Annotated in this window: 16 protein-coding genes and 2 pseudogenes; 8 read left to right on the plus strand and 10 right to left on the minus strand. The window is 58.9% G+C overall.

Going from position 1 to position 24,072, the window contains the following annotated elements; translation table 11 throughout:
• Window position 1: 1 nt before the first annotated feature.
• The 3 genes and pseudogenes from gyrB to dnaA form a co-directional block, all read right to left on the minus strand.
• Window positions 2-2,527: pseudogene (gene gyrB, locus ACFO24_RS11655) on the minus strand (DNA topoisomerase (ATP-hydrolyzing) subunit B); the annotation flags it as partial.
• A gap of 162 nt (window positions 2,528-2,689) precedes the next feature.
• Window positions 2,690-3,811 (minus strand): DNA polymerase III subunit beta, encoded by a 1,122-nt coding sequence (gene dnaN / locus ACFO24_RS11660; RefSeq protein WP_207573993.1) that lies wholly within the window; start codon window positions 3,809-3,811, stop codon window positions 2,690-2,692.
• A 76-nt stretch (window positions 3,812-3,887) separates the two neighbouring features.
• Window positions 3,888-5,306 (minus strand): chromosomal replication initiator protein DnaA, encoded by a 1,419-nt coding sequence (gene dnaA / locus ACFO24_RS11665; RefSeq protein ID WP_377738505.1) that lies wholly within the window; start codon window positions 5,304-5,306, stop codon window positions 3,888-3,890.
• Window positions 5,307-5,577: 271 nt separating this feature from the next.
• Between dnaA and rpmH the strand changes: the two genes are divergently transcribed.
• From rpmH to ACFO24_RS11700, 7 genes are all read left to right on the plus strand, one after another.
• Window positions 5,578-5,712: a 50S ribosomal protein L34 gene (gene rpmH, locus ACFO24_RS11670; RefSeq protein WP_003060014.1), complete on the plus strand. Its 135-nt coding sequence runs from the start codon at window positions 5,578-5,580 to the stop codon at window positions 5,710-5,712.
• Between the two features lie 55 nt (window positions 5,713-5,767).
• Window positions 5,768-6,295, plus strand: a complete 528-nt coding sequence (locus tag ACFO24_RS11675) for a ribonuclease P protein component (protein WP_377738551.1) — start codon at window positions 5,768-5,770, stop codon at window positions 6,293-6,295.
• The gene (gene yidD / locus ACFO24_RS11680; protein WP_207573995.1) at window positions 6,292-6,579 is read left to right on the plus strand and encodes a membrane protein insertion efficiency factor YidD; all 288 of its coding nucleotides are present in this window, start codon (window positions 6,292-6,294) and stop codon (window positions 6,577-6,579) included. Before ACFO24_RS11675 ends, yidD begins: the two co-directional genes overlap by 4 nt.
• Window positions 6,576-8,273 (plus strand): membrane protein insertase YidC, encoded by a 1,698-nt coding sequence (yidC, locus tag ACFO24_RS11685; protein ID WP_377738506.1) that lies wholly within the window; start codon window positions 6,576-6,578, stop codon window positions 8,271-8,273. Before yidD ends, yidC begins: the two co-directional genes overlap by 4 nt.
• A 100-nt stretch (window positions 8,274-8,373) precedes the next feature.
• On the plus strand, window positions 8,374-9,801 hold the full coding sequence (gene mnmE / locus ACFO24_RS11690) for a tRNA uridine-5-carboxymethylaminomethyl(34) synthesis GTPase MnmE (RefSeq protein ID WP_377738507.1): 1,428 nt from the start codon (window positions 8,374-8,376) through the stop codon (window positions 9,799-9,801).
• A gap of 132 nt (window positions 9,802-9,933) precedes the next feature.
• The gene (locus ACFO24_RS11695; protein WP_377738508.1) at window positions 9,934-11,109 is read left to right on the plus strand and encodes a flagellin N-terminal helical domain-containing protein; all 1,176 of its coding nucleotides are present in this window, start codon (window positions 9,934-9,936) and stop codon (window positions 11,107-11,109) included.
• A gap of 154 nt (window positions 11,110-11,263) precedes the next feature.
• Entirely contained in the window at window positions 11,264-13,117 is a 1,854-nt protein-coding gene (locus ACFO24_RS11700) for a phosphoenolpyruvate carboxykinase (GTP) (RefSeq protein WP_377738510.1), read from the plus strand.
• A gap of 20 nt (window positions 13,118-13,137) precedes the next feature.
• Here the strand turns inward: ACFO24_RS11700 and ACFO24_RS11705 are convergent, their stop codons facing one another.
• The 4 genes and pseudogenes from ACFO24_RS11705 to ACFO24_RS11720 all read right to left on the minus strand — a co-directional run bounded on the left by ACFO24_RS11705 (window position 13,138) and on the right by ACFO24_RS11720 (window position 20,437).
• Window positions 13,138-13,530, minus strand: a complete 393-nt coding sequence (locus ACFO24_RS11705; RefSeq protein WP_207574000.1) for a DUF2149 domain-containing protein — start codon at window positions 13,528-13,530, stop codon at window positions 13,138-13,140.
• Window positions 13,527-14,072, minus strand: a complete 546-nt coding sequence (locus tag ACFO24_RS11710) for a MotA/TolQ/ExbB proton channel family protein (RefSeq protein ID WP_207574001.1) — start codon at window positions 14,070-14,072, stop codon at window positions 13,527-13,529. The genes ACFO24_RS11705 and ACFO24_RS11710 overlap by 4 nt, the downstream gene beginning before the upstream one ends.
• A gap of 127 nt (window positions 14,073-14,199) precedes the next feature.
• On the minus strand, window positions 14,200-18,336 hold the full coding sequence (cobN, locus tag ACFO24_RS11715; RefSeq protein WP_377738511.1) for a cobaltochelatase subunit CobN: 4,137 nt from the start codon (window positions 18,334-18,336) through the stop codon (window positions 14,200-14,202).
• A 124-nt stretch (window positions 18,337-18,460) separates the two neighbouring features.
• A pseudogene (locus tag ACFO24_RS11720) lies at window positions 18,461-20,437 on the minus strand (TonB-dependent receptor plug domain-containing protein).
• A gap of 253 nt (window positions 20,438-20,690) precedes the next feature.
• Between ACFO24_RS11720 and ACFO24_RS11725 the strand changes: the two are divergent.
• The gene (locus tag ACFO24_RS11725) at window positions 20,691-21,116 is read left to right on the plus strand and encodes a universal stress protein (RefSeq protein ID WP_207574004.1); all 426 of its coding nucleotides are present in this window, start codon (window positions 20,691-20,693) and stop codon (window positions 21,114-21,116) included.
• A gap of 124 nt (window positions 21,117-21,240) precedes the next feature.
• On the opposite strand, the gene ACFO24_RS11730 is transcribed toward ACFO24_RS11725, so the two are convergent.
• From ACFO24_RS11730 to ACFO24_RS11740, 3 genes are read right to left on the minus strand one after another with little or no spacing between them, the layout of a single operon-like run.
• Entirely contained in the window at window positions 21,241-22,074 is an 834-nt protein-coding gene (locus tag ACFO24_RS11730) for a polysaccharide pyruvyl transferase family protein (RefSeq protein WP_377738512.1), read from the minus strand.
• Complete coding sequence (locus ACFO24_RS11735) at window positions 22,061-23,314, minus strand: O-antigen ligase family protein (RefSeq protein WP_377738513.1); 1,254 nt, start codon at window positions 23,312-23,314, stop codon at window positions 22,061-22,063. Before ACFO24_RS11735 ends, ACFO24_RS11730 begins: the two co-directional genes overlap by 14 nt.
• Window positions 23,292-24,071: a glycosyltransferase family 25 protein gene (locus tag ACFO24_RS11740; RefSeq protein ID WP_377738514.1), complete on the minus strand. Its 780-nt coding sequence runs from the start codon at window positions 24,069-24,071 to the stop codon at window positions 23,292-23,294. Before ACFO24_RS11740 ends, ACFO24_RS11735 begins: the two co-directional genes overlap by 23 nt.
• Window position 24,072 lies beyond the last annotated feature (1 nt).

Raw genomic sequence — 24,072 nt, forward strand, 5'->3', positions numbered from 1 at the left:
TCTACACGTCAATATTGCCTGCCCGCAGGGCGTTGGTTTCGATGAAATCGCGGCGGGGTTCGACCTCGTCGCCCATGAGCATGGTGAACACGCGGTCGGCCTCGATGGCGTCGCCCACCTGCACTTGCAGCAGGCTGCGCACGTTGGGGTCCATGGTGGTTTCCCACAGCTGCTCGGGGTTCATTTCGCCCAGGCCTTTGTAGCGCTGGCGGGCGGTGGTGCGCTCGGCTTCGCGAATCAGCCACTGCATGGCTTGGCGGAAGTCGGTGACTTTTTCTGTGCGGGCTTTGTCGCCTTCGCCACGCGTGACTTTGGCGCCGTCTTGTAGCAGGCCGTTGAAGCTTTGCGCTTCGGCGCTGAGCGCGGCGTAGTCGCTGCTGCGCACAAATTCTTGCGTGAGGATGGAGCTTTTGATGTTGCCGTGGTGGTGGCGGCTGATGCGCAAAATGGGGTTGTCGCTTTGCGGGTCGATCTCGGCGGTGACGGCGGCGGGTACGCCGGTGGTGGTCAGCTCGCGCAGTTTTGCTTCTAAAATAGGAGCGCATTCCGCAGCATCGGCCAGCGTTTCTAGGTGAATCTGCACCCCATCGGCGATGGCCCGCAGGGCTTCAGCATCCATAAAGTTAGACAGGCGCTCAATCACGTTCTCGGCGGCCAGGTGCATGTCGGCCAGGCGCTGCAGTTCTTCGCCCTCGATGGTGCGCGGGTTGGCGCCCCCGGTGCTGACGCTGGCATCGCGCAGGGCGATTTTGAGCAGGTAGCGGTTCAGCGCGGGGCCATCTTTCAGGTACAGCTCTTCCTTGCCGTTTTTCACCTTGTACAGCGGCGGCTGGGCGATGTAGATGTGGCCGCGCTCGACCAGATCGGGCATCTGGCGGTAGAAGAAGGTGAGCAGCAGGGTGCGGATGTGCGCACCGTCCACGTCCGCGTCGGTCATGATGATGATGCGGTGGTAGCGCAGCTTGTCGGGGTTGTAGTCGTCGCTGCTGCTTTTGTTGGAGTCTTCGCTGACCTTGCCAATGCCGGTGCCCAGCGCGGTGATCAGGGTGATGATTTCCTGGCTGGAGAGCAGTTTTTCGTAGCGCGCTTTTTCCACGTTCAAAATCTTGCCGCGCAGGGGCAGGATGGCCTGGAATTTGCGGTCGCGCCCTTGCTTGGCCGAGCCGCCGGCCGAGTCGCCCTCCACGATGTAGATTTCGCACAGCGCCGGGTCTTTTTCTTGGCAGTCGGCCAGTTTGCCGGGCAGGCCCATGCCGTCCAAAACGCCTTTGCGGCGCGTCATTTCGCGGGCTTTGCGGGCGGCTTCACGGGCGCGGGCGGCATCGATGATTTTGTTGCACAGCACCTTGGCATCGTTGGGGTTTTCTTCCAGGTACTCGGTCAGCAGCTTGCCGACGATGTCTTCCACCGGCGCGCGCACTTCGCTGGACACCAGCTTGTCCTTGGTTTGGCTGCTGAATTTGGGCTCGGGCACTTTCACCGAGAGCACGCAGCACAGGCCTTCGCGCATGTCGTCGCCGGTGACATCGACCTTGGCTTTTTTGGCCAGCTCGTTTTGCTCGATGTATTTGCCAATCACCCGCGTCATGGCCGCGCGCAGGCCGGTCAGGTGGGTGCCGCCGTCGCGCTGGGGGATGTTGTTGGTAAAGCACAGCACCTGTTCGGCGTAGCTGTCGTTCCATTGCATGGCCACTTCCACGCCGATTTCGGTGCCGGGAATGCCGCCGTAGCTTTCTGCCGGGCGATGGCCCTCGGCATAAAAGGTGGTGGGGTGCAGCACTTTTTTGGTGCCGTTGATGAATTGGACAAAGCCCTTCACGCCGCCAGCGCCCGAGAAATCATCCTCTTTGCCGTCGCGCTCGTCTTTCAGGCGGATGCGCACGCCGTTGTTCAAAAAGCTCAGTTCACGCAGGCGCTTGGCCAGGATTTCGTAGCGAAATTCGTTGTTTTCTTTAAAGATTTCGGTGTCGGGCAGAAAGTGGACTTTGGTGCCGCGCTTGTCGCTGTCGCCCAGCACGCGCATGGGCGAGGTCTCAAAGCCATCGACCACTTCAATCAGCCGGTTTTGCACAAAGCCGCGCGAAAAATCAATTTCATACGCTTTGCCATCGCGCCGCACGGTCAGCTTCAGCCAGCTGGACAGCGCATTCACGCAGGACACGCCCACGCCGTGCAGGCCGCCCGACACTTTGTAGCTGTTTTGGTTGAACTTGCCGCCTGCGTGCAGTTCGGTCAGGGCGATTTCGGCCGCGCTGCGCTTGGGCTCGTGCTTGTCGTCCATCTTCACCGCCGTGGGAATGCCCCGGCCGTTGTCGATGACCGACAGCGAACCGTCGGCATGGATGGTGACCAGAATGTCGTCGCAGTGCCCGGCCAGCGCCTCGTCGATGGAGTTGTCCACCACCTCAAACACCAAATGGTGCAGGCCGGTGCCGTCGCTGGTGTCACCGATGTACATGCCGGGGCGTTTGCGCACGGCTTCCAGCCCTTCCAGGATTTGGATGGCCCCCGCGCCGTAGCCGTCGCTGGGGTTCTCGGGGAGGGGAAGGGTGTCGCTGTGCTGCTCGCTCATACAAAGCCTTTGCTCATAATTCAAGAGCGGGTTGCGCTTGAATAAATTGAATCTGGAGAATAAATAGTATAGAAAATAGCTTATTGCAAGCGCAAAAAGCTATTTGTTTTGTAGCTATCAAAGCCGCATGGGCATGACGACGTATTTAAACCGTGCGCTCTCGGGCACGGTGATCAGGGCCGAGCTGTTGCTGTCCAGCAGGTTGATTTGCACCATCTCCTGGCCCATGTTGGCCAGCACATCAATCAGGTAGCTGACGTTAAAGCCGATGTCGATCTGCGGGCCGTCGTAGGCAATGTCCAGCTCATCGACGGCCTCTTCCTGCTCGGCGTTGTTGCTGGCCACGCGCAGCACGCCGGGTTGCACCGTCAGGCTCACGCCCTTGAATTTGTCGCTGGTCATGATGGCGGTGCGCTGCAAGCTGGCCAGCAGCGCCGCGCGGCCCAGCACGATTTGCTGGTGGTGGTTGGCGGGGATGACACGCTGGTAATCGGGGAATTTCCCCTCGACCAGTTTGGTGACAAATTCCATGCCACCAAAGCTGAATTTGGCCTGGTTGTTGGCAAATTGCAGCGTGATGCGCGGCGCGTTGTCGCCGCTGGCATCGGACAGCAGGCGTTGCAGCTCTAGGACGGTTTTGCGCGGCAGGATGACTTCTTGCTTGGGCTCGACCTGCACATCCAGCTCGGCGCTGGCCCAGGCCAGGCGGTGGCCGTCGGTGGCCACCAGGCTCAGGGTATTGCCCTCGGCCACGAACAAAATGCCGTTCAGGTAGTAGCGAATGTCTTGCACCGCCATGGCAAACGAGACTTGGTGCATCAGGTCTTTGAGCGTTTTTTGCGGCACGCTGAAGGTGGGGCCAAAGCTGGGGGCCTCTTGCACCAGCGGGAAGTCTGGCGCGGGCAGCGACTGCAGGGTAAAGCGGCTTTTGCCGCCTTTGAGCAAGATTTTGTCGGCGTTGGCCTCCAGCGTCACCGTTTGGTCGGCGGGCATGGTTTTCAAGATGTCCATCAGCTTGCGCGCGCCGATGGTGGTGGCAAAGTCGCCCTCGTCGCCGCCCAGCTCGGCGGTGGTGCGGATTTGAATTTCCAGATCGCTGGTGGTCAGCTGCACCGCGTTGCCCACCTTGTGCAGCAGCACGTTGGCCAGAATCGGCATGGTGTGGCGCCGCTCGACGATGCCGCAGACAGATTGCAGTACGGCCAGGACTTTGTCTTGTGTGGTTTTGAAAAGAATCATGTCTGCCTCGATGGGGTCGTCAGATAAAAAGGGGTGATTTTGCCGTGCTCTGCGGGGGCTGCAAACCTGGATGGGGCTAGCCCTTGAGGGTCTGCTCCAGCACGTGCAGTTGTTGGTTGAGTTCGGTGTTGGTCTGGCGCTCGGCCGAAATTTTGCGCACCGCGTGCAGCACCGTGGTGTGGTCGCGCCCGCCAAACAGCTCGCCAATCTCGGGCAGGCTTTTTTGCGTCAGCTCTTTGGCCAAATACATGGCAATTTGGCGGGGCCGGGCAATGCTGGCCGGGCGCTTCTTGCTGTACATGTCCGCGACTTTGATTTTGTAAAAATCGGCCACGGTTTTTTGGATGTTTTCCACGCTGATCTGGCGGTTTTGAATCGACAGCAAATCGCGCAGCGCCTCGCGGGCCAGCTGGATGGACACTTCCTTTTGGTTAAAGCGCGAGTAGGCCAAAATTTTGCGCAGCGCCCCTTCCAGCTCGCGCACGTTGGAGCGCACGTTTTTAGCGACAAAAAACGCCACGTCTTCGGGCATTTCTGAGCCTTCGGCGCGCGCCTTGTTGATCAAAATGGCCACGCGCATTTCCAGCTCGGGCGGTTCAATGGCCACCGTCAGCCCCGAGTCAAAGCGCGAGACCAGGCGCTCGTGAATGTCGGCCAGCCCCTTGGGGTAGGTGTCGCTGGTCATGACGATGTGGCTTTTTTTGGCCAGCAGGGCTTCAAAGGCGTTGAAAAATTCCTCTTGCGTGCGGTCTTTGTTGGCGAAAAACTGCACATCGTCAATCAGCAGCAAATCCAGCGAGTGGTAGTGGTGCTTGAACTCGTCAAACGTCTTGCGCTGGTAGGCTTTCACCACATCCGAGACAAATTGCTCGGCATGGATGTAAAGCACTTTGGCATCGGGTTTGTCCTCCAGCAATTTGTTACCCACAGCATGCATCAAGTGGGTTTTACCCAAGCCCACGCCACCATAAATAAACAGCGGGTTGTACAGCTGCCCCGGCGCACCGGCCACATGCAGCGCGGCCGCGCGGGCCATGCGGTTGGCCGTGCCTTCAACCAAGGTTTCAAAGGTCAAAGCCGGGTTTAAACGGGTGCGAAAAACGGGGGTGGCCGGGGCGGCCTCCTGCGCCGTGGGGGCGTGCGCGGGCCCTGCGCTGGCATGGCTTGCTGGGGCACCCTGGTCGGCCGCAGCCGCAGGACGCACATAGGTGCGGGTGACCGATTCACGCTGGGCCACCGCCAATTCCAGGGTCACGCTGTGGCCGCACAGGGCTTCCAGCAAAGCCACGATGCGCCCGGCGTATTGCGTGCGAATCCAATCGAGTTTGAAGCGGTTGGGCGCGTACACGGTGACCTTGGCGAAGTCTTCGCTGACGCTGGCCGTCAGTGGCTTGATCCAGGTGTTGTACTGTTGTTCTGGCAGGTCGTGGCTGAGCTGTTCAACACAGGCCAACCACAGCCCCTGACCCGCGTTGTGCAGGGCATCTTCGGTCATTCGCAAGCGCTCGGTATGTGGATAGAAATTGACGGCAAAGGAGGCAGATTGTAGCTTTTCAAATGGTTATCCACATGCGCGGCGCATTCTCTAAGGGGGAGATAAGGGGCGCTATTGTGGCCTAAATGCGCAAGGTCATTGCAAGCTGGTCTTAACGCTGTGATAATCGCGGGTTTCCCTGAATGTGTTCAGGGCAATCGTCCTTGCGTAGCGCATGGCTTATAGGAAGCTGGCGCCGCCAAAATACTGAACCTTCTCAAGGAACTGCACCATGAAACGTACTTACCAACCCTCCAAAATCCGCCGCGCCCGCACCCACGGTTTCCTGGTGCGCATGAAAACCAAAGGTGGCCGTGCCGTGATCAACGCACGCCGCGCCAAAGGCCGCAAGCGCCTGGCCGTTTAAGGCCGCGCTTGGCTGGCCGCTGGCAGTGCACCTGCTTGCCATGGGGCAGGCAATGATGCAAAGGCTCAAAACCCGGGCGCAGTTTCAGGCGGTGATGGCCGCCGGGGTTTGCGCCCGTACGCCGCATTTTGTGTTGCACCGTTTGGTGCTAGAAACAACGGCAACTGCGGCAGAGCCTGCCACCGCATCCCTTTCAGGGCCCGATGTTGCGCTGACCCAGCCAGCATCGCAGGCCCTGTTTGCCGTTGTTGGTGCGCCGTCCAGGCAAGCACAGGCGCAGCCTTGGCTGGGGCCGCTGGTGCCCAAACGCTGGGCCAAGCGCTCGGTGACGCGGCATTTGCTGCGCCGGCAAATTTATGCTGTGGCCCAAGATTTTGCGGCCCAGCTGCCGCCTAACGGGGCGTATGTGGTGCGGCTGCGCGCCGCGTTTGACCCCAAGCGCTTTGTCAGCGCCAGCTCGGAGCCTTTGCGCCAGGCCGTGCGCAGCGAATTGCAGCAGCTGTTTGGCTACGCGGTGCGCAAATTGGGTGGCGCTGGCCCTGCGGCCACGGCCAATCTGGCCGCTCCAGGAGTTTTGGCATGATGCAAAAACTGCTCATGGCGCTGGTCAAAGGCTATCGGCTGCTGCTCAGTCCCTGGCTGGGTTCGTCCTGCCGGTTTGAGCCCACCTGCTCGGCCTACAGTCTGCAAGCCCTGGAGCAATATGGCGCTGCCGTTGGCAGCTACATGACCGTGCACCGCTTGCTGCGTTGCCATCCTTGGTGCGAGGGCGGGCACGACCCTGTGCCGGCGCAAGCGCCGCGCTTGTTCAGCCGCTTGCTGCGCCCTTCCGCACCTTCCGCCTCCTCTGAAAAGAAGTCCTCATGACCGATATTCGCCGCACTATCTTGTGGGTGGTGTTTGCTTTCTCCCTCATCATGTTGTGGGACAAATGGCAAATCCACAATGGCAACCCTGCCACATTTTTCCCAGCTGCTTCCCCAGTAACAGCGCAAAATTCAAGCACTAATGGTGCTGAAAATACCGCCAATGCAACGCCAGCAGCTACTGTAAATACAGCAGTGGATGCCACGGGTGCTGCTGCCGAAGCGGCCCCCGTGGGCGAAACCGTGGTGATCACCACCGACGTGTTGCGCCTGACCTTGAGCACCGAAGGCGGCACCGTGGTGCGCACCGAGCTGCTCAACTACAAACAAGATGCCGACCGCAGCCAGCCCGTGGTGCTGCTGGACGAAACGCCCCAGCACAGCTATGTGGCGCAAACCGGCCTGATTGGCGGCAACTACCCCACGCACAAGACCGTGATGCAGTTGCAGCCGGGCGAGCGCACCCTGCAAGACGGGCAAGACAGCTTGAGCGTGCGCCTGGAGTCGCCCGAGATGGATGGCGTGAAACTGGTCAAAACCTTGACCTTCAAGCGCGGCGCTTACGATGTGGCGGTGCAGCACGATGTGATCAATACCGGCAACCAAAGCATCAACCCCCAGCTGTACCTGCAGCTGTTGCGTGACAACTTGCCGATTGACGGCGGCAACGCGTTTTATTCCACCTTCACCGGCCCGGCCTTCTACAGCGAAGCCGGTAAATACCAAAAAGTGGAATTCAAAGACGTGGACAAAGGCAAGGCCAGCTTTGAAAAGCAGACCGACAACGGCTATGTGGCCATGGTGCAGCACTACTTTGCCAGCGCCTGGTTGCTGAACGATGGCATTGAGCGCGAGAACTTTGTGCGCAAAGTCGATGCCAACTTCTACACCGCCGGGGCCATCACCACCCTGGGCCAAATTGAGCCGGGCCAAAGCAAAACCCTGAACGCCCGTTTCTTCGCTGGCCCGCAGCAAGAAAAAATGCTGGAAACCTTGAGCCCCGGCCTGGTGCTGGTCAAGGACTATGGCATGTTCACCATTCTGGCCAAGCCGCTGTACTGGCTGCTGGACAAAATCCACAGCGTGCTGGGCAACTGGGGCTGGTCGATCATTGGCCTGGTGCTGCTCTTGAAAATTGCCTTCTACTGGCTCAACGCCAAGGCCTATGCCAGCATGGCCAAGATGAAGGCGCTCAACCCGCGCATCACCGAGATGCGCGAGCGCCTGAAAGACAAACCCCAGCAGATGCAGCAAGAGATGATGCGCATCTACCGCGAGGAAAAGGTCAATCCCCTGGGCGGCTGCCTGCCCATCATGATCCAAATTCCGGTGTTCATTGCGCTGTACTGGGTGCTGCTTTCCAGCGTGGAAATTCGCCAGGCCCCGTGGATTTTGTGGATCACCGACCTGTCGGCCAAAGACCCGCTGTTCATCCTGCCCATCTTGATGACGCTGTCCTCGCTGCTGCAAACGGCCCTCAACCCCGTGCCGCCTGACCCGATGCAGGCCAAGATGATGTGGTTCATGCCGCTGATCTTCAGCTTCATGTTCTTCATGTTCCCGGCGGGCCTGGTGCTGTACTGGCTGACCAACAACGTGCTGTCGATTGCGCAGCAGTGGGTGATTAACGTGCGCATGGGCGTGCCCCCGCAGTTCAACCACCCGTTCAAAAAGCAGCCGGCGGCGGCCAAGTAAGGCCCAGCCCCTTTCCGCTCCAAACAATGGTCGCGCAAGCGGCCATTTTTGTTCTTGCTACCCTCTTGCCCTTGCCCTATTTTTTTTGAAAGACTGCCCCATGCTTGCACGCCGCCACGATCCCATTGTTGCCATCGCCACAGCACCCGGGCGCGGGGCGGTCGGCATTGTGCGTGTCTCGGGCCAGCAGTTGGCCGGCTTTGTTCGCCAACTGCTTGGGCGCGATTTACAGCCCCGGCAAGCCCATTACCTGCCGTTTAACGATGGCCAGGGCCAGCCCCTGGACCACGGCCTGGCGCTGTTCTTCCCCGGCCCGCACAGCTACACCGGCGAAGACGTGCTGGAGCTGCAAGCCCACGGCGGCCCGGTCGTGTTGCAGCTGCTGCTGCAGCGCTGCCTGGAAGTGGCGCAAACGGTGGCCCCCACGGCCCCGCCCGAGGGCCTGCCCGTGCTGCCCCATCTGCGCCTGGCCGAGCCGGGCGAATTTACCCAACGGGCCTTCTTCAACGACAAAATCGACTTGGCCCAGGCCGAGGCCATTGCCGACCTGATCGATGCCAGCACCGCCGTGGCCGCCCGCAGCGCCAGCCGCTCGCTGTCGGGCGCGTTCTCGCAGGAAATCACCGTGCTGCGCGATGCCCTGATCCACCTGCGCATGCTGGTTGAGGCGACGCTGGACTTCCCCGAAGAAGAGATCGACTTTCTGCAAAAAGCCGATGCCTGGGGCCAATTGCACACCCTGCAAGGCCAGCTGGCCCAGGTGCTGGCCCGCACCCAGCAAGGGGCGCTGCTGCGCGAAGGCATCAAGGTGGTGATTGCCGGGCAGCCCAATGCGGGCAAAAGCTCGCTGCTCAACGCCCTGGCCGGGGCCGAGCTGGCCATCGTCACCCCCATTGCCGGCACCACGCGCGACAAGGTGCAGGAAACTATCCAGATCAACGGCGTGCCGCTGCACGTGATCGACACGGCCGGCCTGCGCCAGAGCAGCGACGAGGTGGAGCGTATCGGCATTGCCCGCGCCTGGGAAGAAATCGCCCAGGCCGATGCCGTGCTGTTTTTGCACGATTTAACGCGCAGCAATGCTCCTGAATACCAAGCTGCTGACGCAGACATTGCAACAGTTTTAGCGCAAAAACTGCCAAAAAGCGTTCCAGTACTGCACATCTGGAATAAAGAAGATATAGCAAACACCGCAACGGCAGTGCCAGCGGCCACTGCGGGGCTGCGCCTGTCGGCCAAACACGGCCAGGGGCTGGATGCGCTGCGCCAGCGCCTGCTGGAGATTGCCGGGTGGCAATCGGCCCCTGAAGGCCTGTACATCGCCCGCGCCCGGCACGTGCAGGCGCTGCAAGCCACGGGCGAGCACTTAGCGCAAGCCCATGCCCTGCTGCAAACCACGGACCCGGCCCTCGATTTGCTGGCCGAAGAACTGCGCCTGGCCCAGCACCACCTGGGTGCCATCACGGGGGAATTCACCTCGGATGATTTGCTGGGGGTGATCTTCAGCAGCTTTTGCATTGGCAAGTGATGGCACTGTCCGAGCGGGTCTGGCCGGATGGGGCGGCTGGGTAGAAAGACCTTGAAGAAAACGAGGTTGGGTGCTTAAATAGTAGGCACAGTGCGGCATTCGATGCTGCGCACCACGCCAAGGAGAGGCACGATGTCGGTGATCAATACCAATTACTTGGCCCTGGTTTCCCAGAGCCACCTGCAAAAATCCCAAAGTGCCCTGGGCACAGCCATTGAGCGCCTGTCCTCGGGGCTGCGCATCAACAGCGCCAAAGACGATGCGGCAGGCTTTGCCATTGCAGAACGTTTTTTGAGCAATATCCGCGGCCTGAGCCAGGTGGCCCGCGATACCTCGGACGGTGTCTCGCTGGCGCAAACTGCCCAGGGGGCGCTTTCTGCCACCAACGACAGCCTGCAGCGCATGCGCGAACTGGCGGTGCAGGCGGGCAACGGCACCTTGAGCAGTGCCGACCGCGAAAAGCTGCAAAAAGAGTTTGACCAGTTGAGCGGCGAGGTCGATCGGGTGGCCAAAAGCACCGCGTTCAATGGCCAAAAACTGCTCGATGGCAGCTTCAGCGCGGCGACTTTTCAAGTCGGCCCCAGTGCGGGCGACAACGTGACCGTGGGGGGCATGGCCAACACCCAGGTCGATAGCCTGGGACAAAGCGCTTACGCCAGTGCCCAGGTGGCCGTGGATGCGGCCAAAAAAGACAGCCTGCAAGCCGACTTGGCCGCTGGCGATGTCACGCTGACCATCACCGGGGCCGATGGCAAAAACTACACCAGCGTCATGCAGCAAGACAGTAGCTTGAGCGCCGATGAGGCGCTGGGCAAGTTGGTTGCCACGGTGAACCAGCGCAGCGCCGACACGGGCGTGACCGCTTTTTTAAGCCAGGACGGCAGCAGCCTTGAATACCGCGCCAGCGTCGATCCCGGCCAAGACCCGACCAATGTGGCCATTGCCGCCTCGGGCAGCAACGGCTTTGCTGCCAGCGGTCAGGCCCAGCAAACCCAGGGCCTGCGCGGCATTGATTTAAGCAGCCAAGCCGGGGCGTGGGAGGGCTTGCAGCGCATCGACAGCGCAATCGACACCGTGAGCCGCTCCCGTGCAACGTTGGGGGCAGTGCAAAATCGCTTTGAAAGCGCCATTGCCAACATCAGCATTCAAAACGAAAACGCCGTGCAGTCCCGTGGGCGGATGGTGGATGCCAACTTTGCCAAAGAAATCTCCAACCAAACCCGCGCCATGATCTTGCAGGAGATGGGTGTTGCCATGCAGGCCCAGGCCAACCATTCCAGCCGCTGGACGCTGGCCCTGCTGCGTTAGGCCTTGTGTGGCTGCTTTGGCCACCGCGATTGCAACGCAAAAGTTCAAGCAGCTCTGCACCAGAGCTGCTTTTTTATTGCGGAAAGCCCGCTAGCGGTATTGGGCTGGGGTTTCTAGGATGGCAGCCACATTCAACAATCAGGAGAGTGGCGCTATGCCTTTGGATTTAAACGTTCCGTCGTATGTTCAACACACCGGCCTCATTGCCTGGGTGGCCGATATGGCGGCCTTGTGTGAACCCAAATACATCCACTGGTGCGATGGCAGCCAAGAAGAGTACGACGCGCTGTGCCAGCAGCTGGTCGATGCCGGTACGTTTACCCGCCTCAACCCGTTGAAGCGCCCGGACAGCTACCTGGCGCGCACCGACCCCTCCGACGTGGCGCGGGTGGAAGACCGCACCTTCATCTGCAGCGAGCGCCAGGAGGATGCCGGCCCCACCAACAACTGGATGGCCCCGGATGCCATGCGCTCCACCTTGCAGCCGCTGTTTGCCGGGTGTATGCGCGGGCGCACCCTGTACGTGATTCCCTTCTCGATGGGGCCGCTGGGCAGCCCCATTGCGCAAATCGGTGTGGAGCTAAGCGATAGCGCCTACGTGGCCGTGAACATGCGGCTGATGACGCGCATGGGCCGCAAAGTGTGGGATGTGCTGGGGGCCGATGGCGCTTTCGTGCCCTGCATGCACACCGTGGGCGCACCGCTGGCCGAGGGTGCCACCGATGCCACCGCCTGGCCCTGCAACCCGACGACGAAATACATCGTTCACTTCCCTGAAACGCGCGAAATCTGGAGCTATGGCTCGGGCTACGGCGGCAACGCCCTGCTGGGCAAAAAGTGCCTGGCGCTGCGCATTGCTTCCAAGATGGGGCAAGACCAGGGCTGGCTGGCCGAGCACATGCTGATCCTGGGCGTGACCAGCCCCGAAGGGGTGAAGCACCACATTGCAGCGGCCTTCCCCAGCGCCTGCGGCAAGACCAACTTTTCCATGCTGGTGCCGCCGGCAGGATTTGCGGGCTGGCGCGTGACCACCGTGGGCGACGACATTGCCTGGATTCAGCCGCAGGCCGACGGCAGCCTGCGGGCCATCAACCCCGAGGCCGGTTATTTTGGCGTGGCACCGGGCACCAACCTGCAAACCAACCCCAACTGCATGGCCAGCCTGCACCGCGACGTGATCTTCACCAACGTGGCGCTGACCGACGATGGCGACGTGTGGTGGGAAGGGCTGGAGGCCGACCACGGCGGCCAGCTGCCGGCGCATTTGATCGACTGGCAGGGCCGGCATTGGACCCCGGCCATTGCCAAGGAAACCGGGGCCAAGGCCGCCCACCCCAACGCCCGTTTTACCGTGGCGGCGACGAACAACCCGGTGCTCGACCCGGCCTGGGACGACCCCCAGGGCGTGAAGATTGATGCCTTTATCTTTGGCGGCCGCCGCTCCAGCACCGTGCCGCTGGTCACCGAAGCGCGCAACTGGGTCGAAGGCGTGTACATGGCCGCCACCATGGGCAGCGAAACCACCGCCGCCGCCTTTGGCCAGCAAGGCGTGGTGCGCCGCGACCCGTTTGCCATGCTGCCGTTTTGCGGCTACCACATGGGCGACTACTTTCGGCACTGGCTGGAGCTGGGCGAAAAACTGCAGGCCCAGGGTGCCACCCTGCCGCGCATTTACTGCGTGAACTGGTTTCGCAAAGGGGCAGACGGCCAGTTCGTCTGGCCCGGCTACGGCGAAAACATGCGCGTGCTGCACTGGCTTCTGCAACGCCTGCAGGGCCAGGCCGAGGGCGAGGAAACCGCCTTTGGCATCGCCCCGCGCTATGGCGATCTGCAGTGGCAGGGCCTGCCGTTTAGCCAAGCGCAATTTGCCAGTGTGACCACGTTGGACCGCGCAATGTGGGTGCAAGAGCTGCAATCGCACGCCGAGCATTTCGCCCAGCTGGGGCCGCGCCTGCCGGTGGCGCTGGAGCAGGTGCGCCAGGCGCTGGCGCAGCGGCTGGCGGGCTGAGTCTGCGGTGGCGCAGGCGCCTACTCCTGTGCCATCCCCGCCTCGGGCACGTAGACCATCGAGCCATCCTTCATCTTGTAGGCTACGCCGGCTTTGGCCCCCTGGCCTTCGCCGATTTCGCCGCTGGCCTTGTAGTGCTCGATCTTGGCACCGTCCTTGATGATGACTTCCATGTTCTCTTTGCCCGGGTTTTTGATAACCGTGACCTGCTCGGCGGTAAAGGGGTTGGTCGGGCTTTGCGCCACGGCCAGCAGCAAGGCGGCGATGATGACCAGGAACACATCGATCAGGTTCACCACCGAGAGGATGGGGTCGTCCTCGTCGCTGTCCTCCAGCAGGCGGCGGCGGGTGCTTTGGGCGCTGGCGCTGTGCGCGATGGGCGCTGCGGGGGCGGGGGGATGGGCGGCACTCATGCGGCGGCCTCTTGCTTTTTCAGGGGCATGACGGTGGCGGGCGGCGCTTGGGGGGCGGCTTGGCCGGCCAGCTCGGCCTCGATGGCGGCCAGATCGACGGCATACCAGCGCTTGCGCACGTTCACCACGGTAAAGCTGATGGCCGCCGCCAGCAGCGCCAGGATGACGGCAGAAAAAGCAATCATCAGGCTGCGCGAGACATCTTGCAGCGCCCCGTCGGCCAGGGCTTTGAGCGCCGGGCCCATGGGAATCATGGTGGCCACCAGCCCCAGCATGGGTGCAACGCGGGTGGCAATGCGGGCAAATTCCAGGCGTTTGACGGCCACGGTCTCCAGCGCCACCAGGTCGCAGCCGGGGTCGGCGCGGCGCAGGGCGTGCAGCTCGAAGCCTGCCGGTTTGCCCTGGGTGCGTTGCCACGCCTGCCAGGCAAACGCGCCCAGCGCGTAGAAGGCGTGGACGAACAGCGCGGCAATGGCCAGCAGCACGGGGTAGAGGAAGAACTGGCTGATGTCGTACATCGCCATTTCGATGGGGTTGGTCATGGTTCAAGCTCCTTGTGAAATCGGTTGGGTTGGTTAATTTAGGAGCTGTTTCCGCTTGTATTTAAACAATTTCATGAATAAATAGCTTTGAAATTGTTTTATTTAGTGCGCAAACAGCTATTTTTATTTACAGCATTGCCTTGCGCCGCTGCCGCCATGCGCCGCCTGCCGTGATGGTGGCCAGGCCCAGCCCCAGGGCCAGATTGCGCCAGGGCGGGTTGTCGGGTGCATCGGGCGCAGTGACGGGTTGCAGCAGCACGCCGCTGATGGGCGGGGGGTCTTGCTCGGCTTGCGGCGGCGGTTCTGGTTCGGGCTGTGGCTCGGGTTCCGGCGCGGGTTCCGGCGCGGGCGGCGGTTCTGCGGCGGGCGGCTCGGGCCGCTTGGGCGTTGGCGCTGCGGCCGCCGGTGGTGCAGGCAAAGCGCGGGCCCCCTGGGGCGCGGCGGCGGTGGGTGTGGCGCTGGGCGCGGCCATGCCAAAGCCGATGCCCGGCTGGGCGCTGGCCCCAACCATGGCGGCAAAGGCCGCGTTGTCGGTGCGCACGTCAAAGCGTTGCGACAAATCCTGCCAGCGCGCTTTGAGCTCTTGCACGGTGGCATCGTCGGCCTGCCAGTAGCCTTGGCGGGCGGCTTCCAGCATGCGTTCCATGGTTTGCGCCAGGGCGTGGGGGTTTTGCTGTTCAAACCACTTTGTCAGGCCCAGCTTGTGCTTGTCGCGCACGTAGACATCGACCATTTCCTGCCACTGGTCGTCGCGCACGATTTCGCGGGCCACCGCCGTCCAGCCCCAGAAGTTGTTGGTGGCATCCAGCACTTGCAGCGTGCCGGCGTAGCCTTCTTGCATCAGTCCCTGGATGTAGCCGGGGTGGAACTGGCGCGTGGCCAGCTCTTTGGCCAGGAACTGCGCCGCGCCTTCCACCCGGCCGCTGCCTGCGCCGCGCAGGTTGCTGATGTACAGCGCGGGTGCTTTGCCATCGAGATGGCGCACGGCCAGGGCGATGCCGCCCAGGTACTGGAAGGGGTCGTCCGTGGTCAGCATGCCGTACAGGTTGGAGCTGCGCGAGAGCACCGCGCCCTGCGTGCCCTTGAGGTGCTCGGCGTACAGGTTCACGCCTTGGCGGCCCTCTAGCCCGGCCACGCCGGCCTGGCCCCATTGTTTTTCATCGGGGCCATAGGCGTATTGCATTTTCGACAGGTAGAGCTGGGCCAGCTTGCGGTCGCCTTCCTCTTTGCCGCTCCAGGTATCGCTGGCCAGCACGGCATCGTCCAGGCCAGTGCCGTAGTTGCCGCTGGCCGAGGCAAAGATGCGCGTGGCCCCGGCCTGCGCGGCCACTTCGGGGGCGGCCCCTTGGGCGATGAGCTGCTGGGCGATGCGCTGGGCGTTGCGGGCCACGGGGTTGTCGGCTTCGTCCCTGGCCTGGCTAGCCAGCAGCGCGGCCTGGGCCAGTTGCTTCATAACGTTGGGGAAGTGGTCGCGGTACAGGCCGGTGGCCGATAGCACCACGTCCACGCGCGGGCGGCCCAGTTGTTCGCGCGGCACCAGGCGCACGCCGGTAACGCGCCCGCCCGCATCCCAGACCGGCTCCACGCCCAGCAGCCACAGCGCCTGCGCTTCCAGCAGGCCGAAGTGGCGCATGGTCTCCACCGACCACAGGCTGAAGGTGAGTTTTTCCGGCGCTTTGCCGTGCAGTTGGATGTGTTCGGCGATCAGGTTTTCGGCGGCCTGCTTGCCTGCCTCCCACGCCTGTTGGGTGGGCACGCGCGAGGGGTCAAAGCCGTAGAGGTTGCGCCCCGTGGGGTAGGCATCGGGGTTCTTGATGGGGTCGCCGCCGTAGGAGGTGGGCAAATACTTGCCATCCAGCACAGCCAGCAGGCCGGTCAGCTCGCCCTGGGCACCCAGGTTGGCGTAGGCGGTGCGGGCCTGCTGCAAAGATTTTTGCAGCGCCTCGGGCAGGTCGTCCACGGGTTCGCCTTGCACCACGTGGCGCTGCAAGAGTTGGTAGGGCGCGGTTTGCGCCAGTTGTTCCCAGGGGCCGACCAGGGCTTCGTCGGCATCTTCCGGTGGCACGCCAGTGTGGATGGCGGCGGCATCCCAAAAGGGCTGGCCCAGCATCAGCAGCACAGTGCCCAGGCGGTGCAGCTCCTCAGGTGCTTTGCCAAAGGTGTGCAGCCCTTGCGGCTGGGCGGTTTGTGCCAGCTCGTGCAGGTGGTCGTGCAACTGGCGCACAAAACCGGCAAAGTCGGCCTGCACTTGGGGCACGGTCAGGCCCAGGTCGGCCACCACGCGCTCTTTTTGTGCGGCGGCCAGCAGGTCGATGGCGGTGCGTTCCTTCACCGCGCCTTCGTCCTGTGCTAGCCATTGGTGCAGCAGGTCGTGCATGTGCGTCAGCGCTTCGTGCAGGCCGCCGGGGGCAAAGGGCGGCGTTTGGTGGCTGATGATGGTGGCGCGGCCCCGGCGCTTGGCCTGGGTGGCTTCACCGATGTTGTCGGCAATGTAGGGGTAGGCCACGGGGATGTCGCCCAGCGCCAGCAGGGGCGGGTCGTACACGGACAGGCCGCGCTCCTTGCCCGGCAGCCATTCCTGCGTGCCGTGGGTGCCAAAGTGGATGAGCGCATCGGCGCGCTGGCGCGTCCACAAATAGGTGGCGAAGTAATAGTGCGAGGGCAGGGCGGTGGTGGAGTGGTAGATGGCTTTTTCCTTGCTCACCTGCCCGTCGGAGCGCGGCGGCTGCGGCAGGATGAGCACCTTGCCCAGTTGCAGGCGCGGGATGACGAAAAATTCTTTTCCTCCCCGCTGCACCACCATGCGCGACTGCGCCGGGTCGCCCCAGGCTTGATGCAGCGCGGCCTGCGTGGCCTCGGGCAGTTGCGTGAGCCAGGCGCGGTAGTCGGCCAGCGGCAGCAGCTCGGCCAGATTGGCTTGCAACAGGGGCTGCAAGCGGCCTGCGCGGTAGGCCGGGGCCAGCAGGTGCTGCAGCTGCGCGATCAGTGCGTCTTCTTCGGGCGTGGTGGTGTCGTAGCCGGCCGCCTGCATGCCGTCCAGCACGTGGCGCAGGCTGCGCGGCACGTTCAGGAACGAGGCGGAGAGGTTTTTCTCCCCCGGCGGATAGTTCCAGAACATCACCGCCACCTGCTTGTCGGCGTTGGGCGTGCTTTGCAGTTTGGCCAGGCGCACGGCCTTGTTCACCACGGCCTGGGCCTGCGGGGCGATGGCAACGATTTGCTCATCGCTTTTGCGCGTGGCGGCGGCCACCTGGATGTCGGTCACGCCGGCGTATTCGGGCTGGGCCAGGTAGAAGGGCACGTCCATCAGCGCCACGCCGTGCGGGTCTTTTTCCCAGTCGGCCGGCTCGCCGCGCCGGTAGGGCATGGCCTGCAGCACGGGCACGCCCAGGGCGGCAAACTCGGTGCGCCGGTCTTCGGCGTTGAGCATGATTTGCGTGGTGATCAGCACATCCACCAGCGGGCGGCCCGCCGCGTCTTGCAGCAGGCGGGTGAAGCCTTTGGGCTCCATCATGGGCGTGTAAAACGGCAGGGCGATGGCGCCGCTGGCCTCGATGCGTTCGATCAGGTCGTCGATAAACGCCGTCTGGATGGAGGCGATGTACTGCTGGTGCAGCGCCAGCCCAACGATGGCCGGGCGCTGGCTGCGCGGCGCGGCGGGGTTCACGCCCTTCCAGGCGAAATACTCCTGCGCGGTGGCAAACACCTGCTGCGCTGCTTTGGGGTGGTAAATCGCCGCTTTGGGGTAGAGCACCGGATCAGCCACCGCTGGCGCAGGCTGGCCACGCAGATGGGCGCTTAAGGTGGCGAAAAAGCCCTCGAAATTTTGCCGCCCGCCATTCACGTAAAAAGGGTGCAGGCGCTGGGCCACGGCATCGGGCAGGCCGCTGGCCTGGGCCTGCGGGCCGTACAGCCACATGTGCGGCTGCGTGAGGTGGGGCAGGGCGGGGGCGAGGTGCTCGCGCACTTCATCGACCAGGTAACTGTCAAAAAACACCGCGTCGTGCCCCTGCCACAGCCCGCCGTCGCTGTTCTTGGCAATGCGGTGCAGGTAGCGCACCTGCACCGCCACGCCGTAGGGCGCGGCAATCGCGGCCAGTTGGCGGAACTTGCCTGCCGGCACGTTGCCGGTGGCAATGAACAGCACCGACAGCGGCGGCTGTTGCGCAGAGGCCGAGGGCACCGCACCGGGCGGCTGCGCCCAGGCCGCGCTGCAGCCCAGTGCCAGCAGCCAGGCACACCAGAATTGGAAAAATTTTTTCATTGCAGCCAGACCAACCCCGCAGGGGTAGTTATCAAGAGCTGGTTCCGCAAATGAATAATAGATTTCAGATAGTTTTATATCTGAAATCCATATTTATAAAGCGGAAGAAGCTATTGTTTTTATATTAAAAATCCATCCGCGCATTCACAAAGAAGCGCCGCCCCTGCTCAGCCCAGCCGAAGTTGGGCGACTCCTCCTGCATGCGCACATTGCCCAGGTTCTGAATGCCGGTGCTCAGGTGCAGCTGGCGCTCGCCACCCAGTTTCCAGGCGCGGCCCACGCTGGCGTTCCACAGCGTGTAGGCGGGCAGCTTGCCGCTGGCGCTTTGCTGCTTGCCCGTGGTTTCTGCGCCCAGCTGGGTGTGCCATTGCTGCACCTGCCACACCAGGGTGGAGTTCCACGCTACGCGCGGGCGGTCGTTCAACTGCTGGCCCGTGGTTTTGTCGCGGGTGTGCAGCCAGGTGGCATCGTTGTTCCACTGCAGGCGCGGGGTGATGTCCTAGGTAAAGCCCGCTTCCAGCCCTTGGATGCGGGCGGCATCCACGTTGTCGTACTGGTAAATGCTGCGCGGGCCGATTTTTTGCAGCAGGCGGTAGGTAATGAGCTGCTTGACCTCGGTATGGAACACCGTGGCCCGCAGTGCCAGCTGCGGCGCGGCCTGCCAGTTGGCACCCAGCTCAAAGGCGTTGGAGGTTTCCGGCTGGATGTTGCCGTTGCCCAGGAAGGAGTGCGGCCCCTCGGCCCCGACGTAGTTAGGCGAAATCTGCTTGAGCGTGGGCGCTTTGAAGGCGTGGCCATAACCGCCCTTGACGACCAAGTTCGGGCTGGCCTCCCACACCAAGTAGGCACGGGGGCTGACTTCTGAGCCAAAGATTTCGTGGTGGTCGCCACGCAGGCCCAGGGTGGCCATCAGGTTCTGGCCCAGGGCGAACTCATCTTGCACGAACAGGGCTTTGTGCGTGGCCTCGTCCTGGCCGTTTTTCAGCCCGGCATTGACCAGCTCTTCCTTGCGCCATTCGCCGCCCACGGTGATTTGGTGGCTGCCCCAGCGCGTGCTGGCGTGGCCGTCCACCACGCTGTCGCGCATGTCCTGCGGACGCGTGGCGGCCACGCCGTTGTTGCGGAAGTTGCGGATGCTGATGTCGCTGCGGTAGGCCCGCAACTGGCTGCGCCAGCCATTGCCCCAATCGGCATTCCAGCTGGCGTGCTTTTGCGTGCGATCTAACTCGTAGCGGTTGTGGTAGTACGTGGGGGTGCGGTTGATGTCGTCGGAATCGCGCTTTTCCAGGCCGTCTTGCACGCCAAACTCCACCTCATGCCCGGCCAAGGGCTGCCAGCTGGCGGTCAGGCCCAGGCTGCGCGTGCGGTTGCCCTCGATTTCAGACTGGGCACGGTCTTCCGGCAGCACGGTGCTGCCCTGGTAAGACTTTTCGGCGTTGATGGCCAGGTTGAATTGCTCGCCCAGCGGGCCAGCGGCATACACCGAGGTGCGCAAGGCATCTGCCGCCGTGTCCGAATCCAGCCCCGTCGCGCCGGACAGGCCGATCGAGGCCATCCAGCGGTCTTTCGGCTTTTTCGTGATCAGGTTGATGACCCCGCCCAGCGCCTCGGAGCCGTACAGCGCCGACAGCGGGCCACGGATGATCTCCACCCGCTGCACTGCCGCCATGGGCAGCCAGCCGTATTGGTAGTCGGAGTGGCCAATCACGTCATCGCTGGCGCTGATGCGCCGCCCATCAATCAGCGTTAGCGTGTGCTTGCCCTCCATGCCGCGCAGCGCCAGCGTCTTGCGCCCGCCCACTTGCCGCCCCTGAAAGGTCACCCCCGGCGTGCCGCGCACGGCATCGAGCAGGTTGGCCGCATTGCGCTGCGCCAGCTCCTCCTCGGTCACCACCGTCACACTGGCGGGCGCGGTGCGGGCTTCTTGTTCGGTCATGGTGGCCGTCACCGTGACGGCTTGCAAGGTGTGCTGCCCAGCTGGTGCGGCGGCCAGCAGGGCATCGTCAGCCGCCGTGGCGGCCTGGGCCAGACCAAACACTAAAAAAGTGGCCAAAGCCACGGGATGGCGCGGGTGCGCCGGGGTGCGAGAGGATGGTTTCATGACGATAAATGTAAACAAGAATAATTCTCATTAAAATTATGACATGGTTTTTTCGGTGTTTTCCTTGTTTTTTCACCCAAGCAAGCGCCAACATGCGGGTGCCGCTGTGCTTGCCCCTTGCGCCAGCGCAGCAAGGGCTGGCGCAAGCTTTATGATCGTGTGCTAAGCACCCATTCACCACTGGGCAGGCACAGTCTGCTGGCCTGCACCCGGTACCCTTTACCCCTCACTTTAGAATTTTGGGAGATTGACCATGAAAATTTTGCTGGCCATTGACGGTAGCCCCTACTCCAAAAAAATGTTGGCCTATCTGTGCGCTCACGATGAGCTGATCAACGCCGGGCGCAACACCTTCACGGCCCTGACGGTGCTGCCCGCCATCCCCCCGCGCGCCCGCGCGGTGTTGAGCAAAGAAATGGTGGATGAGTACTACCGCGAGGAAGGAGCCAAAGTGCTCGATCCCGTGCGCAAGTACTTGGAGCAAAGCTGCATCTTCCCGAAAGAGCGGCTCGAAGTTGGCCACCCCGGCGACATCATCGCCAGCATTGCCGAGGACGAAAAGTATGACCTCATCATCATGGGCACCCACGGCCACGGGGCGCTGGGGCGGTTGGTGATGGGCTCGGTCAGTACCCAGGTGCTGGCCAATTGCAGCGTTCCGGTGATGTTGATTCGGTAAGCGTTTTCATCCTGAAAATAAAAAAGGCCACGATCAGTGGCCTTTTTTTATGGATTATTTTTATAATTTTAATATTCAAATATTTTATTATTTATTTGGATGAATATATTTTTTATTAAAATGATCACAAAAATTCTTTTGGGAATGCCTCTAGAATAGTCCGATAATCAGGAATATTATTACTTTGAAAATTAAATTTTTTCATAGATTCAATCGTGGATTTATTGATTTTTTCGATGATTAAAGGCGGCTGGGGAGGCGTATTTATTCCTAGGAAGTAATCTTTGAATTTAAATTCTTCATCCCTATGTATACTTGTATGCTTTATCTTTAACCACTGAAATGGTATTCCGTACGCTTGTGCAATTACAATGCCGTGCAAGGATGTTGAGAATATAGAATGGCATGAGTGTAGGTCATCAATAAAATTCTCTACTTCTGAGTCCCCCTCTCGATTAATAGATATTATTTTTATGCCTTCATTGTTTAATAATTCTAAATTTTCGTCAATGAGTTTTTGATGAGTTTGATGAAAAATAATACCGATTCTATATTTTTTAATTTGATGTTGTGGGGTATAAAAATGCCTAACTATTATTCCCGGGTCGCCGTATATTTCTGGGCAGGTAAATCCAAGATCGGTAAGTATTTTACGACTGAGCGGCCCTCGAGTTGCATGAATTTTTGATCGGTAGTAATTTTTACGAAAAATTTTATTCAATGGTAAAAGGCGATGAGGGTTAATAAAGTCTTCCGCTAAAACTCCACTTCCCCAAATATGGCTTTTACTATAAATATTATTAAAATCAATGATGGATCCTAGTGCTATTAGCTTATTAATTTCCTTTTGATTGGCATGAATTATTTTTTTGTTGGTGATTTTTTTAATCAGATAGGGTGAAAGTTCGTCGCCGAAATTTTTGTGCCCGGCCCAGTAGTTTAATTTAACTGTTTCCATGAATTTTTTTTAGGTGAATTGAGTTTTTGTATTCGGATGCAGATAGTAAAAAAATAAAGGAGAATAAATAAAAGTTATGGCTAATGACAAAAGTGAAAAATACGGAAGTTAAGCCAGAAATAAAGTATCCAAAATAAATTATTATTCCAGTAATAATAAAAAATCTACTCTCTTGGTCATTGATTTTTTTTGTACTCGAACGTAGCAAATAAATTGGCGCTGTATAAATAATAATTAGTGTAAATACTCCAATAATTCCTCTTCTTGCCCATTGCTCAAGAAAATCATTGTGAGCATGGTGATAGTTCATAATTGAGGGATCAGAAATCCCTTGCTCAATAAATTGTACTTTTCCATTCTTTAGCTCTTGATCGCCCCAGCCTGATAAAGGTTTTTCCAATCCCATCAAAAATGCTGTTTTCCATTGTTCTAGCCGTGCTCCAATCGACGTTTCTATATAATTATCTCTGTTATTGATGTAGCCAATAACTTCGTCTTTTGCCTGATCAATTCTTTTTTCTACCGGTGGGACGCTTGCGAAGGCGAAAATCAGTGGAATTGAAATTACTAATGAGAGGATCTTGATTTTTCTGTTTTTTATCAGAAGCAATAAAATTGTCGGAATAATTAATAAGATCAACCAACCACCTCTTGATAGAGAGAGGATTGATGTGATTAATCCAAAGATCCCAGTAATTAAATAAAAAATCCGCTCCTTATTTGAGAAATATTTAGATAGTGATGCGGTTAAACATATCAAAAACATCATCATTCCAATATTTCCAAATCGAACAGCATTGGTAAATCCTTCAGCTCTCCCTATCGTTTGGCTTTGATAGATTGCGACGAGTCCGGAAAGTACTGCTCCTATGGCTATGCCATAAGTAATGGATTTTTTATGGATGCCTATGTTTGTAAAGCTTATAAGAAAAAATGTACCTATTAGATATCTAAGCAAATAATCCCCCTTGAGGCTTATTGAAAAAATATCGTTGAAGGTATGGCTCCAAAATAATCCAAGAAATAAAAGAAAGAAACAGGCGAGTTTTATTTCTTTTGTTATTTTATTTTTTTCCCAAAGAGGAATTGATAAAATACAAGCCGTGAGCCCAGCAATGATGGCAATTGAATGCCCTGATTTGGTTGGGAGAAGAAGAGCGAAGAACAGAAAAACAGAAATATTAGCAAGAATAAATACAAAATTTCTATATATATTTTTATCTTGTAATATTAAATTCATTTTTTTCAATCCTTGAAATGATGGTTTTTTGGTATGTGTTTTTTTGCTTGTTTTCGATGGCTCGAAAAAATTCACGCTTTATTTTTTTGAAGAGGCTTATTTTTGGCTTCTTTCTGTCGCCAATACTTGATGGGTTGTCAATATCAGATGTTGATATTAGACTTGGCCAAATATCAAGGAGACAGGAGTCGTGATCCCATCCCCGCCAAAGAAAATCATCAACCGGTGTCCAGAAAATATTGCTATTATTGATGAGGTTTTTTGCTATCAATGGAGATATCAAATATCCAAATCCGCCATAAGGGTCTTTGTAATATCGAGTAATGTTTAGATTTTTATTAATCGAGTGTACTTTAATATATTTTTTTTTAAAAGTATTCCCGAGTCGAATAAATAAATTATTTTCGGCAACGGTTTCAATAATGTTATTGATACTATCTAGAAAACGGGGTAGACTGGTATTGATTGAAACATCGTCTTCTAATATTAAAAAGGATTTATTCTCTTTCAAACACTCTTGCCAAACTGCACGGTGTGATAAAAAACATGCAATTTCATTGTCTCTTAAGTCGTAGCCAGGCGTTTGCAGTCGCTTTTTTCTGTCATACATGCGCAGGAATGGTTGAATATCTTTGCCAGATATTGCATCAAAAAACGACCATCTAATATTCTTATTATCAAATAGATTGTTTATTTTTTCTCTGCGATCAAGTTGATTTTTTAATGAAATAACACGAATTTCGAAGTTTTGTGGCATA

The organism is Comamonas denitrificans, from assembly GCF_042654745.1.
Classification (GTDB): domain Bacteria; phylum Pseudomonadota; class Gammaproteobacteria; order Burkholderiales; family Burkholderiaceae_C; genus Comamonas; species Comamonas denitrificans.

What these genes read in the sequence shown, in the direction of transcription:
- dnaN (WP_207573993.1), bottom strand. Translation starts at nt 3,811, where the DNA reads ATGATTCTTTTCAAAACCACACAAGACAAAGTCCTGGCCGTACTGCAA.
- dnaA (WP_377738505.1), bottom strand. Translation starts at nt 5,306, where the DNA reads ATGACCGAAGATGCCCTGCACAACGCGGGTCAGGGGCTGTGGTTGGCC.
- rpmH (WP_003060014.1), top strand. Translation starts at nt 5,578, where the DNA reads ATGAAACGTACTTACCAACCCTCCAAAATCCGCCGCGCCCGCACCCAC.
- ACFO24_RS11675 (WP_377738551.1), top strand. Translation starts at nt 5,768, where the DNA reads ATGCAAAGGCTCAAAACCCGGGCGCAGTTTCAGGCGGTGATGGCCGCC.
- yidD (WP_207573995.1), top strand. Translation starts at nt 6,292, where the DNA reads ATGATGCAAAAACTGCTCATGGCGCTGGTCAAAGGCTATCGGCTGCTG.
- yidC (WP_377738506.1), top strand. Translation starts at nt 6,576, where the DNA reads ATGACCGATATTCGCCGCACTATCTTGTGGGTGGTGTTTGCTTTCTCC.
- mnmE (WP_377738507.1), top strand. Translation starts at nt 8,374, where the DNA reads ATGCTTGCACGCCGCCACGATCCCATTGTTGCCATCGCCACAGCACCC.
- ACFO24_RS11695 (WP_377738508.1), top strand. Translation starts at nt 9,934, where the DNA reads ATGTCGGTGATCAATACCAATTACTTGGCCCTGGTTTCCCAGAGCCAC.
- ACFO24_RS11700 (WP_377738510.1), top strand. Translation starts at nt 11,264, where the DNA reads ATGCCTTTGGATTTAAACGTTCCGTCGTATGTTCAACACACCGGCCTC.
- ACFO24_RS11705 (WP_207574000.1), bottom strand. Translation starts at nt 13,530, where the DNA reads ATGAGTGCCGCCCATCCCCCCGCCCCCGCAGCGCCCATCGCGCACAGC.
- ACFO24_RS11710 (WP_207574001.1), bottom strand. Translation starts at nt 14,072, where the DNA reads ATGACCAACCCCATCGAAATGGCGATGTACGACATCAGCCAGTTCTTC.
- cobN (WP_377738511.1), bottom strand. Translation starts at nt 18,336, where the DNA reads ATGAAAAAATTTTTCCAATTCTGGTGTGCCTGGCTGCTGGCACTGGGC.
- ACFO24_RS11725 (WP_207574004.1), top strand. Translation starts at nt 20,691, where the DNA reads ATGAAAATTTTGCTGGCCATTGACGGTAGCCCCTACTCCAAAAAAATG.
- ACFO24_RS11730 (WP_377738512.1), bottom strand. Translation starts at nt 22,074, where the DNA reads ATGGAAACAGTTAAATTAAACTACTGGGCCGGGCACAAAAATTTCGGC.
- ACFO24_RS11735 (WP_377738513.1), bottom strand. Translation starts at nt 23,314, where the DNA reads ATGAATTTAATATTACAAGATAAAAATATATATAGAAATTTTGTATTT.
- ACFO24_RS11740 (WP_377738514.1), bottom strand. Translation starts at nt 24,071, where the DNA reads ATGCCACAAAACTTCGAAATTCGTGTTATTTCATTAAAAAATCAACTT.